This window comes from Saccharomonospora piscinae (genome assembly GCF_005862235.1).
Taxonomy (GTDB): domain Bacteria; phylum Actinomycetota; class Actinomycetes; order Mycobacteriales; family Pseudonocardiaceae; genus Saccharomonospora; species Saccharomonospora piscinae.
The window spans coordinates 179,253-194,095 of the sequence record NZ_VCEK01000001.1 but is presented as its reverse complement, the minus strand read 5'-3'; the positions used below and the strand labels follow the sequence as shown (position 1 = coordinate 194,095).

The 14,843-nt window shown below is 72.3% G+C and carries 13 protein-coding genes; 3 read left to right on the top strand and 10 right to left on the bottom strand.

The window, feature by feature from the left end; translation table 11 throughout:
- Positions 1-19: 19 nt before the first annotated feature.
- Positions 20-1,312 (bottom strand): flavin monoamine oxidase family protein, encoded by a 1,293-nt coding sequence (locus FFT09_RS00975; protein ID WP_081190217.1) that lies wholly within the window; start codon positions 1,310-1,312, stop codon positions 20-22.
- A 51-nt stretch (positions 1,313-1,363) separates the two neighbouring features.
- On the opposite strand from FFT09_RS00975, the gene FFT09_RS00970 reads away from it, so the two are divergent.
- Both FFT09_RS00970 and FFT09_RS00965 read left to right on the top strand, forming a co-directional pair.
- Positions 1,364-1,726: an ArsR/SmtB family transcription factor gene (locus FFT09_RS00970; RefSeq protein ID WP_081190218.1), complete on the top strand. Its 363-nt coding sequence runs from the start codon at positions 1,364-1,366 to the stop codon at positions 1,724-1,726.
- Positions 1,723-3,696 (top strand): heavy metal translocating P-type ATPase, encoded by a 1,974-nt coding sequence (locus FFT09_RS00965; RefSeq protein ID WP_138381518.1) that lies wholly within the window; start codon positions 1,723-1,725, stop codon positions 3,694-3,696. Before FFT09_RS00970 ends, FFT09_RS00965 begins: the two co-directional genes overlap by 4 nt.
- Before the next feature lie 11 nt (positions 3,697-3,707).
- Here FFT09_RS00965 and FFT09_RS00960 read toward each other — a convergent pair whose 3' ends face one another.
- Positions 3,708-3,905, bottom strand: a complete 198-nt coding sequence (locus tag FFT09_RS00960) for a hypothetical protein (RefSeq protein WP_081190220.1) — start codon at positions 3,903-3,905, stop codon at positions 3,708-3,710.
- Positions 3,906-3,961: 56 nt separating this feature from the next.
- Between FFT09_RS00960 and FFT09_RS00955 the strand changes: the two genes are divergently transcribed.
- On the top strand, positions 3,962-4,612 hold the full coding sequence (locus FFT09_RS00955; RefSeq protein ID WP_138381517.1) for a TetR/AcrR family transcriptional regulator: 651 nt from the start codon (positions 3,962-3,964) through the stop codon (positions 4,610-4,612).
- Here the strand turns inward: FFT09_RS00955 and FFT09_RS00950 are convergent.
- The 8 genes from FFT09_RS00950 to FFT09_RS00915 form a co-directional block, all read right to left on the bottom strand.
- Positions 4,579-5,436 carry a PhzF family phenazine biosynthesis protein gene (locus FFT09_RS00950; protein WP_138381516.1) on the bottom strand — a complete coding sequence of 286 codons (858 nt, stop codon included), beginning with the start codon at positions 5,434-5,436 and terminating at the stop codon, positions 4,579-4,581. The two genes, FFT09_RS00955 and FFT09_RS00950, sit on opposite strands and share 34 nt — an antisense overlap.
- Positions 5,437-5,438: 2 nt before the next feature.
- The gene (locus FFT09_RS00945) at positions 5,439-6,275 is read right to left on the bottom strand and encodes an SAM-dependent methyltransferase (RefSeq protein WP_138381515.1); all 837 of its coding nucleotides are present in this window, start codon (positions 6,273-6,275) and stop codon (positions 5,439-5,441) included.
- Positions 6,276-6,508: 233 nt separating this feature from the next.
- On the bottom strand, positions 6,509-7,543 hold the full coding sequence (locus tag FFT09_RS00940) for an electron transfer flavoprotein subunit alpha/FixB family protein (RefSeq protein ID WP_138381514.1): 1,035 nt from the start codon (positions 7,541-7,543) through the stop codon (positions 6,509-6,511).
- Positions 7,544-7,546: 3 nt separating this feature from the next.
- The gene (locus tag FFT09_RS00935) at positions 7,547-8,317 is read right to left on the bottom strand and encodes an electron transfer flavoprotein subunit beta/FixA family protein (protein ID WP_081190225.1); all 771 of its coding nucleotides are present in this window, start codon (positions 8,315-8,317) and stop codon (positions 7,547-7,549) included.
- Positions 8,314-10,842, bottom strand: coding sequence for a GcvT family protein (locus FFT09_RS00930; RefSeq protein ID WP_138381513.1), 2,529 nt, complete (start codon positions 10,840-10,842; stop codon positions 8,314-8,316). The genes FFT09_RS00935 and FFT09_RS00930 overlap by 4 nt, the downstream gene beginning before the upstream one ends.
- 103 nt (positions 10,843-10,945) lie before the next feature.
- Entirely contained in the window at positions 10,946-12,637 is a 1,692-nt protein-coding gene (locus FFT09_RS00925) for a formate--tetrahydrofolate ligase (RefSeq protein ID WP_138381512.1), read from the bottom strand.
- A gap of 24 nt (positions 12,638-12,661) precedes the next feature.
- Positions 12,662-13,525, bottom strand: a complete 864-nt coding sequence (locus tag FFT09_RS00920; protein ID WP_138381511.1) for a methylenetetrahydrofolate reductase — start codon at positions 13,523-13,525, stop codon at positions 12,662-12,664.
- Positions 13,526-13,548: 23 nt separating this feature from the next.
- Positions 13,549-14,781, bottom strand: a complete 1,233-nt coding sequence (locus FFT09_RS00915; protein ID WP_138381510.1) for a glycine cleavage T C-terminal barrel domain-containing protein — start codon at positions 14,779-14,781, stop codon at positions 13,549-13,551.
- Positions 14,782-14,843: the final 62 nt, after the last annotated feature.

The window sequence follows — 14,843 nt, the reverse complement described above, 5'->3', positions numbered from 1 at the left end:
CGCCTGGTGCCATACTCGGTCACAGCGACGAGTCAGCAAGCAAGGCGGCCGCCGCGACGTGTCCGGTGTGGACCGCACCTTCCATCGAGTTGGGCCACCTGCTGTGGTCGGCACCGGCGTAGCGCACGCGCCGTGTGCCGGCCGCGCGTAGCCCCGGCCCGTGGACTGCGAGCTGACCCGGCCGATAGGTGAGGTAGCTGCCGCCGATGTGGGGGCGGGACGTCCAGTTGGTGACCACGGCGGCAGAGAAGTCGCCGGTGGTAAGGCCGAACGCCGCGGCGAGGTCCTCGGTGAGATCCGTAGTCGGCTCGAAACCGGGTCCGGTCGCGAGCCCAGCGAAATGCCGGCCCTGGCGCCAGGCGATGGCCAGGGCGCTTCCTCCGAGGACGACCCGGTGCTCGGCTGGCGGGGCCGTCGCGGCGACAGCGGCGACCTTGGTCGCCTGCCCGTAGCCGAGAGCGTCGACAGCTGTGCGCCAACTGGGGGGCGGCACGGGTTCCAGCCTGAGCGTTCGCAGCGCGGGTACGGGCACGGCGACGACGGCGGCAGCGGCCTGCCAGCGAGCACCGGAGCGGGTGGTGACCTCGACGCCGCGCCCGTGCTCAGCCAGGCCGGTGACCTGTGTGTTCACCCGGATGACCGCCCCGAGGCGTTCGGCGAGCCGCTGCGGAATCAGGTACGCGCCACCGGCCACCACGTTCGCGTGCCCAGAACGCAGGGCCGGGACGAGACCGCCCGCGACCGCGATCCACCGCGCGGCGTGCGCGGCGGAGAGGCTATGGGTGTGGGTCGTGGCGAAACCCCCGACCAGCGCCTCGGTGACCTGGAGACCTCGCGGCGTGACGCCGTGGCCGCGCATCCAGTCGGCCAGGCTGACCGTGTCCAACCGGGCGCCCACGGGCGTGCGCCAGGGCTCACCGGGGTCGAGTTCCAGGGCGTGCCGGCGGAGCCGCCACCAGCCACGGGCCAGGCGCCACAAATCGGCGCGCGGAATGGGCGGAAGCCGCGACGTCCTGGTGAGATCGGGCAACCGCCACCGGATGGGCGAGGTGTCCAGCCCGGCGGGCACGGTGCGCAGTCCGAGCTCGCCGAGCAGGCCGCGAAGTCCGTGATGGCCGGGACCGACGAACTCGGCACCGGTGTCGAGCACTCGCCCCGCGTTTGTGGGCTCCCCGTGGACACGACCTCCGGCGGTGCTGGCGGCTTCCAGGACCTGCACGTCAACCCCGGCGCGGTGCAGTCGCCAGGCCGCGGTGAGTCCGGCGAGCCCCGCTCCGATGACGACCACGTCGCGTCGCCTGCTCCCGCTCATATCCCATTCCCATAGTTGCTTAAACATATCAACGCACGTTAGATTAAGATCATGCGTGACGACCGGTGCGAGCTGCTCTGTATCGACTTCGACCACGCCGAGCGACTGCGTGCGACACTGCCGCAATTCGACGAGGTCACCCGGCGCGCGGAGCGGCTGCGCGCATTGGGCGATCCCACCCGGTTGCGGATCGCGCAGGCTCTGCACGTCGGGGACGAGCTGTGTGTCTGCGATCTGGCCTGGATCGTGGGGTCGTCGCAAGGACTGGTATCCCACCACCTGCGGCAGCTGCGTTCGGCAGGCCTGGTCACCTCGCGCCGGAACGGCAAGCTGGTCATGTACCGGCTCAATGCCGAGGCCCGCCGGCTCCTGATCGCGGTCGCCGCGCCCGCAACGGAGGCGGACCCGGCATGAGCGTCGACTGCTGCGCTCCCGATCCCGGCCACGACAGCCGGGTGCCCGAGGAACCACCGCCGCGACCGTGGCGGGTTCGGGAGATCCAGCTCGCCGCCGGAGCCGGACTGCTCACCGGAGCGGGGTTCGTGGTCGGCTGGTCCGGCTCCCCGACCACCGCACTGGTGCTGCACGCCTGCGCGGCACTCGCCGGTGGAGTGACTTTCGTACCCGGCACTCTGCGAGCTCTGTGGCAGCGCCGCATCGGGGTCGGCACGCTGATGACCATCGCGCTTCTCGGCGCTCTGCTGCTGGGCGAACTCGCCGAGGCCGCACTGCTGGCCTTCCTGTTCTCCATTAGCGAGGCCCTGGAGGACTACTCGCTGTCCCGCACTCGGCGCGGTCTGCGCGCCCTGCTCACTCTCGTCCCGGAGCGGGTCACCGTGCTCCGCGGCGATCGCGAGGCGGTGATCTCACCCGAACACGTGCAGGTGGGCGACCGGATGTTGGTGCGCGCCGGAGAGCGGATCGCCAGCGACGGCACCGTCGCCGCAGGATGGTCCAGTGCGGACACCTCCGCGATCACCGGCGAATCCATGCCCGTGGAGATCGGCCCCGGAGACGAGGTGTTCGCCGGGACGGTCAACGGCACCGGGGTGCTCACCGTCGAGGCCACCGCGACGGTGGCGGACAACTCGCTGTCCACGGTGGTGCGCCTCGTCGAGGACGCCCAGCGGTACAAGGGTGCCCGCCAGCGCCTCGCCGACCGCCTCTCCCGCCCCCTGGTACCCGCGGTCATGGTCCTCGCGGCGCTCATCGCCGGTCTCGGCGCGGTCTTCGGCGACCCGGCCCTGTGGATCGAGCGTGCGCTCGTGGTGCTGGTCGCGGCAGCCCCGTGCGCACTGGCGATCTCGGTTCCGGTCACCGTCGTCGCCGCGGTCGGCACCGCAAGCCGACTCGGGGTTCTGGTCAAGGGCGGCGCAGCATTGGAGGAGCTGGGTGCTGTGCGTACCGTCGCCCTCGACAAGACCGGCACGCTCACCCGCAACAGCCCCGCCGTCGTCGACGTGGTGCCGGTCCCGGGCATCGATCCCGAGCGAGTGCTCACCGTCGCCGCCGCGCTGGAGGTCCGCAGCGAGCACCCGCTCGCCGCCGCGATTCTGGCCGCCACGCCGGACCCGGTCCCCGCGAACGACGTGCGCGCGGTGCCCGGCTCCGGCCTCGACGGCACTGTCGAGGGCCTCCCCGCACGGCTCGGCAAGCCCGGCTGGCTCCCATCCGGACCCCTCCACGCCGACGTGATCCGGTTACAGGATGCGGGAGCCACCGTCGCCGTGGTCGAACACGACCACACCGTGCTCGGCCTCATCGCCATCCGCGACGACCTGCGCCCCGAGGCACCCGAGACCGTGCGAGATCTCCAGAGGGCCGGGGTACGGGTGAGCATGCTCACCGGCGACAACCGCCGCACCGCCACCGCACTCGCCGACGAGGCCGGAGTCACCGATGTCCACGCGGAACTGCGCCCCGACGACAAGGCCGCTCTCGTACGCAGACTGAGCGAGCAACACCGCGGCGCCGTCGCCATGGTCGGTGACGGCATCAACGACGCCCCTGCCCTGGCCACCGCCGACGTGGGCATCGCGATGGGCGCCATGGGCACCGACGTCGCCCTGGAGACCGCCGACGTCGCGCTGCTGGGCACCGACCTGCGCCACCTGCCGCAGGCGCTCACGCACGCCCGCCGCGCCCGCCGGATCATGTTGCAGAACATCGGCTTGTCGGCCGCGATCGTGCTCGCCCTCGTCCCGCTCGCCGCCCTCGGGCTCCTGGGCCTGGCGACCGTGGTGTTCGTCCACGAACTCGCCGAGGTGTTCGTCATCGCCAACGGCGTCCGCGCCGGGCGGCACCGGGCCGCGCTGCCCGCATCCACCGAACGAGCCGACCGGCCACAGGCGACGCCACGGCCGCCGTTGCCCGGCCGCACGTGACCGCCCGCGCCTCACCCCACCCGGCGTCTCCTGGCCGTCCATCCGGCCTCCCCCCACTCCACCACACCCAGCACCATGAGCACGGTCCCGAGCGGCCCGCCTCGGAACCACCAGAACTCGTGCTCGGTGAACCCGACCGCCAGCACCCCGCCGACCAGGATCAGCAACGCACCGAGCAGCACCTTCACAACGAGGGGCATCGCGATCACGACTCCAACCTTTTCCGCACAGCTATATTAAAACACACTTGTGCTAGAAAAGAGCCATGCCCAAGGTCGTGAACCACGAACAGCGCAGGCAACAGATCGCCGAAGCGCTGTGGCGTGTGGTCGAACGGGCCGGGATCGAGGGCGCCACGGTCCGGGCGGTCGCCGACGAAGCGGGCTGGTCGATGGGCGCCCTGCGCTACTACTTCGACTCCCACCAGCGACTGTTGCGTTTCGCCGTGGACGTCCTCGTCGAACGAGTCCTGGCTCGGCTCCAGCGGCATATCGACTCCGGCGTCACGGGACTCGTGCTGGCGCAGCGCCTGCTCGAGGAGCTCCTACCGCTGGACGCCGATCGCGGTGTCGAGGTCACCGTGTGGCTGGCCGCGCTCGAACGCTCCCGCACCGAACCGGACCTGGCCCGGCTTCGCCGCGAGTCGTGGGACGGCACCCGGGCGCTGTGCAGGCTCGCGACGGCGGCAGCTCAGGAGCTGCCGAGACTGGCCGATCCCCACACGCCGCTGCGTCCCTCCTCACTGGAGAAGACCGCGGCACACCTACACATCTTCGTCGACGGTCTCACCCTGCACGCGAGCCGGTATCCCGAGCAGAACCCGCCGGAGGCCGTGCGCGCGGCGCTGGCGCACTACCTGGCCACCGCCGTCGCTCCGCGAGGTCAGGCCGGTGATTCCGGAAGCTCCACGGCCTGACCGCTCACCCGCACCCGTGGGTCGTCCGGATCGACCTCCACCCGCAGCACGCTGGGCCTGCCCATGTCCTCGCCCTGGTGGATGGCGAACCTCGTGGGCGCGGCGATCCGGCCGAGCGCGCGCAGGTAGCCGCCGAACGCGGCAGCGGCGGCCCCGGTCGCGGGGTCCTCCACGACGCCACCCACGGGGAACGGGTCGCGGGCGTGGAAGTCACCGGCGTCACCGGGGCAGAACAGGTGTACGGTCGTCCAGCCCCGCGATTCCATCACCTCGCGCAACCCGGCGAAGTCGTAGTGGAGATCCGCGAGCCGCGCTCGCGACCCGGCGGCGAGCATCAGGTGGTGGTTGCCCGCGAACGCCACATGCGGCGGGAAGGCCGGATCGAGGTCGTCCCAGGACCAGCCGAGCGTGGCCAGCGTCGCCTCGACCGCCTCCGTCGCGGCCGGACGCGACGTGGTGGGCACGCTGGTCAGCGTGACCACGAGTGCCCCGTCGATCTCCGCGAGATCGACCTCGACCTCGCCCGCTCCCGTGGTGACCACCAGCCGCCCTGGCCCCAGTCGCCGCCCGAGTTCCACCGCCGTGGCGACCGTGGCGTGGCCGCAGAAGGCCACCTCGGCGGCGGGGCTGAAGTAGCGGAGGTCGGCGCGGCGCCGCACCGGGTCGGCCCCGACCACGAACGCGGTCTCGGAGTAGCCCACCTCGGCCGCCACCGCCCGCATCTCGCGCTCGCTCAGCGACGCCGCGTCCACCACCACACCGGCCGGATTACCCCCGGCCGGATCGGTGGTGAAAGCGGCGTAGCGCCTGATCGCGACGGCCATCGTCAGACCTTGCGAGCCACTCCCGCCAGACCACGGGCGCGCGCCGGCTCGGCCGCGTACGGGTCGTCCTCGCCGGAGGGACGCCACTCGGGCAGCCACACCAGGCCCGGATCGACCATGTCCAGCCCCTCGAAGAAGGCCGCGATCTCCTCCCTTGGCCTCGGCTGCGCCGGGCTGTTGGTCTTCTTCGCGTAGGAGGCGGACAGCTGCTTCGACTTCTCCAGCGCCGCCGTGTCGGACGGGTCGACGTGGATGTGGGAGAGCACGAGCAGGCTGTCCTTCGGCAGGCGCTGCCGGTAGTAGGCGAGCACCCGGCCCGGGTTGGTCTCCGGCGGCATGAAGTGCAGCAACGCCACCGCGAGCAGCGCGACCGGCTCGTCCTCGTCGATCACACCGGTGTCGAGCACCTGCTGCCACAGCTTCGCGCCGTCGAAGAAGTCCGCGTCGATGGCCCGGTGCCGGTCGGGGTCGGCGGTCTTCTCCAGCAGGATCTCCGCGTGAGCCTGGGCGATGGGCTCGTTGTCGATGTAGACGACACTGCACTCGCCCGGCGCGACCTCGTCGGCGACCTCGTGGACGTTGCCCTGGGTCGGCAGCCCCGAGCCGATGTCCACGAACTGCCGGATGCCCTGGTCTACGGCGTAGCGCACCGCGCGGGCCAGGAAGGCGCGGTTCGAGCGCGCGAAGTCCCGGATGTCGGGCAGCACCCGCAGCTGTTCCTCGGCGAACGTCTGGTCCACCGCGTAGTTGTGGACGCCACCGAGCAGGTAGTCGTACACCCTGCCGACCGACACCTTGTTCACCGACTCCGCGAGCCGGTCGGCGTTACTTGCCGACATACGACACACGCTCCCTCTGCCATGATCATCTCAGCTTACGCCCCACAGTGTGCCCTCTCCGGTTTCGGCGGCGCACACCGCGTGAGGCATCGCAACCAAATCGCGAACCGCCCCCGCCTGTCCAGCCCGACCCGCCGTGTCCGCAGCCTGGGTAGCCGTGTCCGCAGGTTGCGTAGCCGTGTCCGCAGTTCCCGTAGCCCGCAAGCCCCGGGGTATAGGTCGTTATACGCCCGTCACGGCACGCGAGTGCCGGACCGCAGCTCCACGCCGGCCTCCGCGCGATCCTGCCCCGGCACCCGCGCCTCCCGGCGACGCCGAATCTCCTCGACCACGGCGGGCAGCACCTCGTGCACGTCGCCGAGCACCGCATAGGTCGCCCTGGCGACCATCGGCGCCTCGGCGTCGGTGTTGATCGCCAGGATGACCCGCGAATCCATGCAGCCCACCCAATGCTGCGTCGCCCCGCTGATGCCGCATGCCACGTACAACTCCGGCGCGATCCGCGTGCCGGTGAGCCCCACCTGGTCGGAGTGCGGGCGCCAGCCGTTGTTGGTCGCCACCCGCGAGCAGCCGACCGCTCCCCCGAGCAGCCCGGCCAGCTCCTCCAGCACGCCATAGCCCTCCGGGCCGCCCACGCCCCGGCCACCCGAGACGACCACGGGCGCGGTGGCCAGCGTGACACCGCCCGCCGCCGCCGTGCGCCCCACCACGCGGGCCCGCGCGGCGACCGGGTCCGGCTCCACCACGTGCTCCACCACCTCGCACCGGTCCACCGCGGCGGGCGCGGGCGCCTGCGCGGCCCTGCTCACCGTGACCAGGGCGACGGGCGCGGTCAGCCGCGCGTCCTCCAGCAGCACCCCGCCCGCGCGTTCCCTCGTCACCGTCCACTCGCCATCCACGGCGGCATCGACCGTCACGCACTGCGCGGCCAGGGGCAGCCGGGCCCGCGCCGCGGCGTGGGCGAGCACCTCGGCGGCCCGGCCCTCGGCCGGCGCGAGCACGGCGGAGGGCCGTTCGGTGGTCAGCCACCGGGCGAGCGCGGCGCCGCGTGCCTGCGGCGTGGCCTCGGCCGCGCCCGGCCACGACAGCCGGTGCAGCCGGGCCACGCCCGTCGCGGCCAGCGTGGCCAGCGTGTCGCTGAGTCCGGACTCGCCGGCCGCACCCGCCGTCACCGCCTCCACCGGGCCGCCCAGCGTGTGCGCGACGGCGACCGTGGCCTCGGCGTCGGCCGCTGCGTCGACGCCTTCATCCACGAGCACCAGCGTCATCGCTCACACCACCCCGAGTCGTTCGAACACGTCCACCACGGGGCCCGCCGCGTCGGCGCCGTGACCGAGCACCACCGGCCCCGCGCGCGCCGCTCCCGGTGCGCGGAGCCCGAGCGGCACCAGTCCCCCACCGGCCCCAGCTCCGTCGAGCACGTCTATCGCTGCCCGGCGCGCCTTCAGCCGTCCCGGCATGCTCGGGTAGCGCGGCAGGTTCAGCCCCTCGCGCACCGCGATCACCACCGGCGGCTCCACCCGGCACCACTCGACGCCGTCACCGGCCTCGCAGCGCAGGGTCAGCACGCCCGAGTCGCCCACCTCGACGCCCTTGACGCCCGCCACCATCGGCAGCCCGAGTCCGGCCGCCACCCGCGCCCCGACCTGCCCGTGCCCGGCGTCGGCCGAGGCGGTGCCGAACAGCAGCAGGTCGAACGGCCGTGTCCCGGCGTCGGTCAGGACTCCCACGGCGTCCGCGATCGCCGACGCCGTGGCCGACGGGTCGAGTTCGCCTGTCCCGGTCTCGACCACCACGCCGTGGTCGGCGCCCGCCGCCAGTGCGGAACGCACCTGCTCGGCCGCCTCGGCGGGGCCTGCCGAGAGCACGGTGACCGCGCCGCCGTGGGCGGCCACGAGGCGCACCGCCTCCTCGACGGCACACTCCTCGTGCGGCCCGATGGTGAAGCCCAGCTGCCGGGTGTCGATCGCGGACCCGTCGTCGAGCAGCGGCACCGACGCGCCGAACGCGGGCACCCGCTTGACGCAGACCAGCACGTTCATCGCCCACCGCCCTTCATCCGGGTGTCGCCCGGGTCGAACAGCGGCGTGCGGCCCACCCGCGCCACACTTACGGCGTAGCGCTCGGCCATGTACTCCACCGCCAGCGTCGTGCCCTCCACGGCGAACTCCGGTGGCAGGTACGCCATCAGCAGGTACGTCCCCAGCGACGGCGCCGGACCGGCACTCGTGACCTGCGACGGACGTCCCCGCCGATCCACGATGCGCTGCCCGCCCCGGGTCAGCACCGGCTCCCCGCCCTGCGGGTAACGCACAATCCCCGCGGCGTCGGTGTGCTCGGCACCCAGCGACAGCGTGCAGAGCAGCGCGTCCGGACCGCTTTCCCGTGCCCGCAGGTACGCCTGCTTGCCCACGAAGTCCGCCGACTTCACCTTCGGCAGCGCGAGCCCCGCCTCCACCGGGTCGTGCTCGGCGTCGAGTTCGGCACCCATCAACCGGTAGCCCTTCTCCAGCCGCCCCGTCGTGCCGTACACACCGATCCCCGCCGGGACCACACCGTGTGGCGCGGCGGCCTCCGCGACCTCGTCCCACAACCGCAGTCCCTGCTCGAACGGCGCGTGCAGCTCCCAGCCGAACTCACCGACGTACGACACCCGCAGCGCCAGCACGGGCACCGAGCCGACAGTGATCCAGCGCGCCCGGCCGAACGGCAGCGCCGCGTCCGAGACGTCGTCGTCGCTGACGGCCGCGAGGACCTCCGCCGCCCTCGGGCCCCACAGTCCCAGCGTGCACACCGCCGACGTGACGTCGGTGAGCACCACCGAACCGTCCTCGGGCAGGTGCCGCGTGAACCAGAAGGCGTCCCGCGCACCGTCGGCGGCGCCGGTGATGACGCGGAACCAGCGCGGCCCCAGCCGCACCACCGTGAGATCGCTGCGGAAACCGCCGTCCGGGGTCAGCACGGGCGTGTAGACGAGCGTGCCGACCGGGCGGTCCACCCGCGCCACCACGAGGTGCTGCAGGTAGTCCACCGCTCCCGCACCCGCGACGTCGAACTGGGCGAAGGCCGACAGGTCGATCATCGCGCCGCGTTCACGCAGCGCCAGGTGCTCCGCCTCGATGATCGGCGACCACCAGCGCGCGTCCCACTCGTGTTCCCGGCGCGGCACGCGGTCCCCGAACTCGGCCAGCAGCGGCGCGTTGCCGCCGTACCACTGCGGCCGTTCCCAGCCCTTGACCTCGAAGAACTCCGCGTCGAGCGCTGTCTCGCGCACGTGGAACGGTGACACGCGCTGCGGTCGCAGCGACGTCCACTGCTCCCTCGGGTGAACGATGCCGTAGGTCTTGTTGAATCCCTCGGCCGCCCTCGCCCGCACGGCGGCGCGCGTGCGCTGGTGCGGCGCGAACCGCGCGATGTCCGCCCCGTGGAGATCGATCTCGGTGGTGCCGTGCGTCATCCACTGCGCCAGCTGCCGCCCCACCCCGGGCCCTTCCTTGATCCACACGGCGGCGGCCGACCACAGCCCACCCACCTCCGGGGTCTCGCCCAGCAGCGGCGCGCCGTCCGGCGTGAGCGAGAGCAGCCCGTTGATCGCGTGCCGCACTCCCGCGTCCGGGGTGTCCAGCACCGACGCGAACAACGCGAGCGCGTCCTCCAGCTGGGGATCGAAGTCCTCCTGGGTGAACGGCAGCTGCGTCGGCGACAGCGCGGCCGACGCCAGTGTGGGGATCTCGCCGGGATCGTGCAGGATCGGACGGTGTGCGTACGAGCCGATCTCCAGGTCCGCACCACTCTGCCGCTCGTACATCATCGCGTCCATGTCCCGCACGATCGGGTAGGCGATCTCGGTGCGCGTGCGCTCCAGCTCCGGAATCGGGCCCACGTCGATCATCTGGTGTACGGCGGGGGTCAGCGGAATCCGCGCACCGGCGAACTCCGCGATCCGCGGACTCCACACCCCGCAGGCGACCACCACGGTGTCCGTGGCGATCTCCCCCGCGTCGGTCAGGACCGCCCGCACGTGCCCGTGCTCGACCCCGATGCCGGTGATCTCGGTGTTCGGCACCACGGTCAGCGCCCCCAGCTCCGCGGCCTGCGCGCGCAGCAACGCCCCCGCCTGCAACGGGTCCACCACCGCCACCGACGGCGTCCAGAACCCCGCCAGCAGCAGGTCCGTGTCCACGAACGGCACCAGCTCACCGATCCTGCGGGGAGCCACCAGCTCCGCGTCCACCCCGTACGCGCGAGCCGACGCGAGCCGGCGCCGCAGTTCCTCCACCCGCTGCTCGGTGCGGGCCACCTCCACGCCGCCACACGTCGTCAGCACGCCGAGCTTGTCGTACTGGCGCAGGGAATCCAGCGTCAGCGCCGTGATCTCCTTCGAGTGGTCGACCGGGAAGAGGAAGTTCGAGGCGTGGCCCGTGGAACCACCGGGGTCCGGTAACGGTCCCTTGTCGAGCAGCACGACGTCGCGCCAGCCCGCCTGCGCGAGGTGGTAACTCACCGAGTTGCCCACGATCCCCGCGCCGATCACGACGACCCGCGCCTCAGCCGGTACCGCGCTCATGGCCACCTCCTGTGTTCATGCGGGACACCCGCACCCGGTCGGCGGCCACCAGCGCCCCACCACCCTCGCTCATGGCCACCTCCTGTGTTCATGCGGGACACGCTCACGCCAGCCCCACCACCTCACCGGCCTCGTCGATGTCGATCTGCTCCGCCGCCGGGTGCGACGACAGCCCCGGCATCGTGCGCATCTCCCCGCACACGGGGTAGACGAAACCCGCCCCCACCGACGCCCGTACCTCCCGCACCGGCAGCCGCCATCCGGTCGGCGCGCCCTTGCGCATGGGATCGTCCGACAGGGACAGATGTGTCTTGGCGATGCACACCGGAAGGTCGCCGAACCCGCAGCGGGTGTAGGCGTCGAGTTGCCGCCGCGCGAGCGGGCTGAGCTCGATGCCGTCGGCGCCATACAACCGCCGGGCCACCAGGTCGATCTTGTCGGCCAGTGGGAGGTCCTCGGGGTACAGGAAGGCGAACTCGCCGGGTTCCTCGCACGCCGTGGCCACGACGTCGGCCAGCTCGGCCGCGCCCTTGCCGCCGTGCGCGACGTGGGTGCTCACCGCCGCCCGCACCCCCTCCCCGGCCGCGATGTCGAGGATCGCGCGGTGCTCGCTGTCGAAGTCACCGGGGAACGCGTTCACCGCCACCACGGGAGTGACACCGTGGGCCCTGACGTTGGCGAGCTGCCTGCGGAGGTTGGCCGCCCCCGCGTACACGTCCTCCGGGCTCTCCCGCAGCATCGCCTCCGGCAGCGGCTTTCCCGCCACGACGCGATACCGCCCGGAGTGGGTCTTCAGCGCGCGCACGGTGACCACCACCACGGCCGCGTCCGGCACGAGGCCCGACGCCCGGCACTTGATGTTGAAGAACCGTTCGGCTCCCATGTCCGCGCCGAAGCCCGCCTCGGTGACGAGGTAGTCGCCGCACCGGATACCGATGAGGTCGGCGAGCACGGAGGAGTTGCCGTGCGCGATGTTGCCGAACGGTCCGCAGTGGACCAGGACCGGCGTCTGCTCCACGGACTGCAACAGGTTCGGCTTGAGCGCCTCCCGTAGCTGCACGCACAGGGCACCGGCGGCCCCGAGCTGCTCGGCCGTGACCGGATCACCGGCGCGGTCGTAGGCGACCACGATCCGGCCCAGCCGCCGTCGCAGATCCCGCAGCGAGGTCGCCAGCGCCAGCACGGCCATCACCTCGCTCGCGGCGGTGATGTCGAAGCCGGTCTCGCGGGGCACGCCGTCCTGCCTGCCGCCGAGCCCGGTGACGATCCGCCGCAGCTCGCGGTCGTTGACGTCGAGCACGCGACGCCAGGTGATCGAGAACGGGTCGATGCCGAGTGCGTTGCCCTTGTGCAGGTGGTTGTCGAGCAGCGCCGCGAGCAGGTTGTGCGCACTGGTCACGGCATGCAGGTCGCCGGTCAGATGCAGGTTCATGGCCTCCATCGGCACCACCTGCGAGTAGCCGCCCCCGGCCGCGCCGCCCTTGATGCCGAACGTCGGTCCCATCGACGGCTGCCGCAGCGCCACAACCGCACGTTTGCCGAGCTGGGAGAATCCCTGCCCCAGCCCGACGGTGGTGGTGGTCTTGCCCTCACCCAGCGGAGTCGGGGTGATCGACGTGACCACCACGTAACGCGCGGGTGGCCGGTCGGCCAGCTCGCCGACGGCGTCCAGGGACAGCTTCGCGACCGTGGAGCCGTAGGGCTCCACCAGGTGAGCTCCGATGCCCATGTCGGCGGCCACGTCGGCCAGCGGCCTGAGCTCGGCGCTGCGGGAGATCTCCAGGTTCGTCGGCATCGACGCCACCCTCCTCGGTCGGCCTCAGCCGGGCGCTCTCGTCGCGGCGACCCACTCGGCCGTGGCGGTGACCCGGTTGAACGTGTAGAAGTGCAGCCCGCCCGGCGCGCGGGCACCGGCGGCCACGCGCGCGCCGAGCTCGGACAGGAACCGCTCGGGCCGGTAACGCGCGGGCCGGACCAGCGCCGCGACGGCGGCGCGGTTCGCCCGCACGAACGCGAGCGAGTCGCCGACCCCGATCCGCGAGCCCACCCGCAGCAACGTGGCCGCGTCCACCACTCCCGCGAGTCCGACCAGCACCGGCAGGCGCACACCCCGCTCCCGCGCGGTGTCGAGGAACCGGCACACCACGGCCGCGTCGAAGCACAACTGGCTCACGGCGTAGTCGGCGTGGCGTTGCTTGGCCAGCAGTGCCGCCCACAGCCGCCGCTCCGGGATCGCCGGGTGTCCCTCCGGGTAGCACGGCACCCCGACGCGGCGCGGCCGACGGCCGGAGTCTTCGATCTCCCGCAGCAGGGTGAGGCCGTCGGCGAACGGCCCGGCCGGCTGGGCGGCGTCACCGGCCACGACGAAGATCTCGTCGAGTTCGGCACCGGCGAGCCGGTCGAGCAGCTCGTGCAGGTGCGCCCGGTCGCGGATCTGGCGCGCGGCCAGGTGCGCGACGGCTCGCAGCCGCTGCGCGGCGAGCTTCTCGCAGAGGGCGACCGTGGCATCGAGGCCCCGCGACGGTGACGCCGTCACGGTGACGGTCGTGCCCGCGGGCAGTGTTCCCGTCTGGTCGAGCACGCCCGGCAACGGCAGCACCTCGTACCGGGGCGCGGCCAGCCCCGGAGCGAGCACGGCGGGCCACCGGGCCGAGCCGCGCTCACGCGCTCCACGCACCCTCATCGCGACCTCCCTGCCGCACCGCGTCAGCGTTTCGGCGTCTGCTTGCGCGGATCGACGAACGGCTTGTCCACCACCACCGCCGCGCGCCGCCCCGTGGGCGTCTCGACCGTCAGCTCCGTGCCGGTGACACTCGCCTCCACGGGAACCATCGCCAGGCCGATGTTCGCGTCGAGCCGGGGCGAGTAGCAGGCGCTCGTCACCGCCCCCACCGGCCCCGCGCCTGCCGCGAACACCGGGTACGGCTCGATCATCGACCCGTCGTTGAAGCTGCCCAGCGGTGCGCCGTCGAGCCGCAGCCCCACCAGCAGCCTGCTCACTCCCTCGGCGCGGGCCCTGCGCAACGCCGCCTTACCGACGAAGTCGGCCTCCTGGTCCAGATCGACCATCCAGTGGTAGTCGTAGCCGACCTCGAGCGGATTGGTGTCGAGCGTGATGTCGCACCCGTAGGCCAGCATCCCGGCCTCGATGCGCCGGATGTGGCACGGGCCGATGGGCCGCATGCCGTGCGGGCGGCCCGCCTCCCACACGCGGTCCCACAACCGGCCGGCGTGGTGCGAGGCTCCGATGAGGTAGATCTCGTAGCCGATCTCACCGGAGTAGCCGGTGCGGCTCACGACCACGCGCATGCCGTCGAGTTCGTACTCCCGCAGCCGGTAGTAGGGCACGTCGAGGATCGAGGACCCGAACAGCGCCGTCATGACGTCCTTGGCCTTCGGTCCCTGGACCTGCAGGGGCGCCACGTCCGCCTCGCGAAGGGTGACGTCCCAGCCGCCCGCGTGCGCGAGTCCCGACGCCCAGAGACCGACGTCGCTGTCGGCGAGCGAGAGCCAGAACCGGTCGGCCTCCAGCCGCAGCAGCACCGGGTCGTTGATGATCCCGCCGTCGGGCGCGGTGACGAACACGTACTTGCACTGGCCCACGTCGCACTTCGTCAGGTCGCGCGGCACGAGCAGGTTCGCGAAGTCGAACGCGTCGGGCCCGGAGATCTCCAGTTGCCGTTCGACGCCGACGTCCCAGACGGTGACGCCCTCCAGCAATGCCCAGTACTCGCCGACGGGATCGCCGTAGTGGCGGGGGTGGTAGGTGTGGTTGTAGACGCTGTAACACGCGGCGCCGTGGGCGCGGGATTTCCAGAAGTAGGGCGACTTGCGCAGTCGCGGATACAGCAGGATCGACGGCGACGGCACGACGGCGTTCGTGACGTCGCGGTGTGAGCCGGTGTCGCGGGTGCGGGGTGGATTGATGACCTCGGACATGGGGACCTCGATTCACGCCCGGATGACGGCCACGCCGCATCGCGGCGGTTGTTGCGTATCGC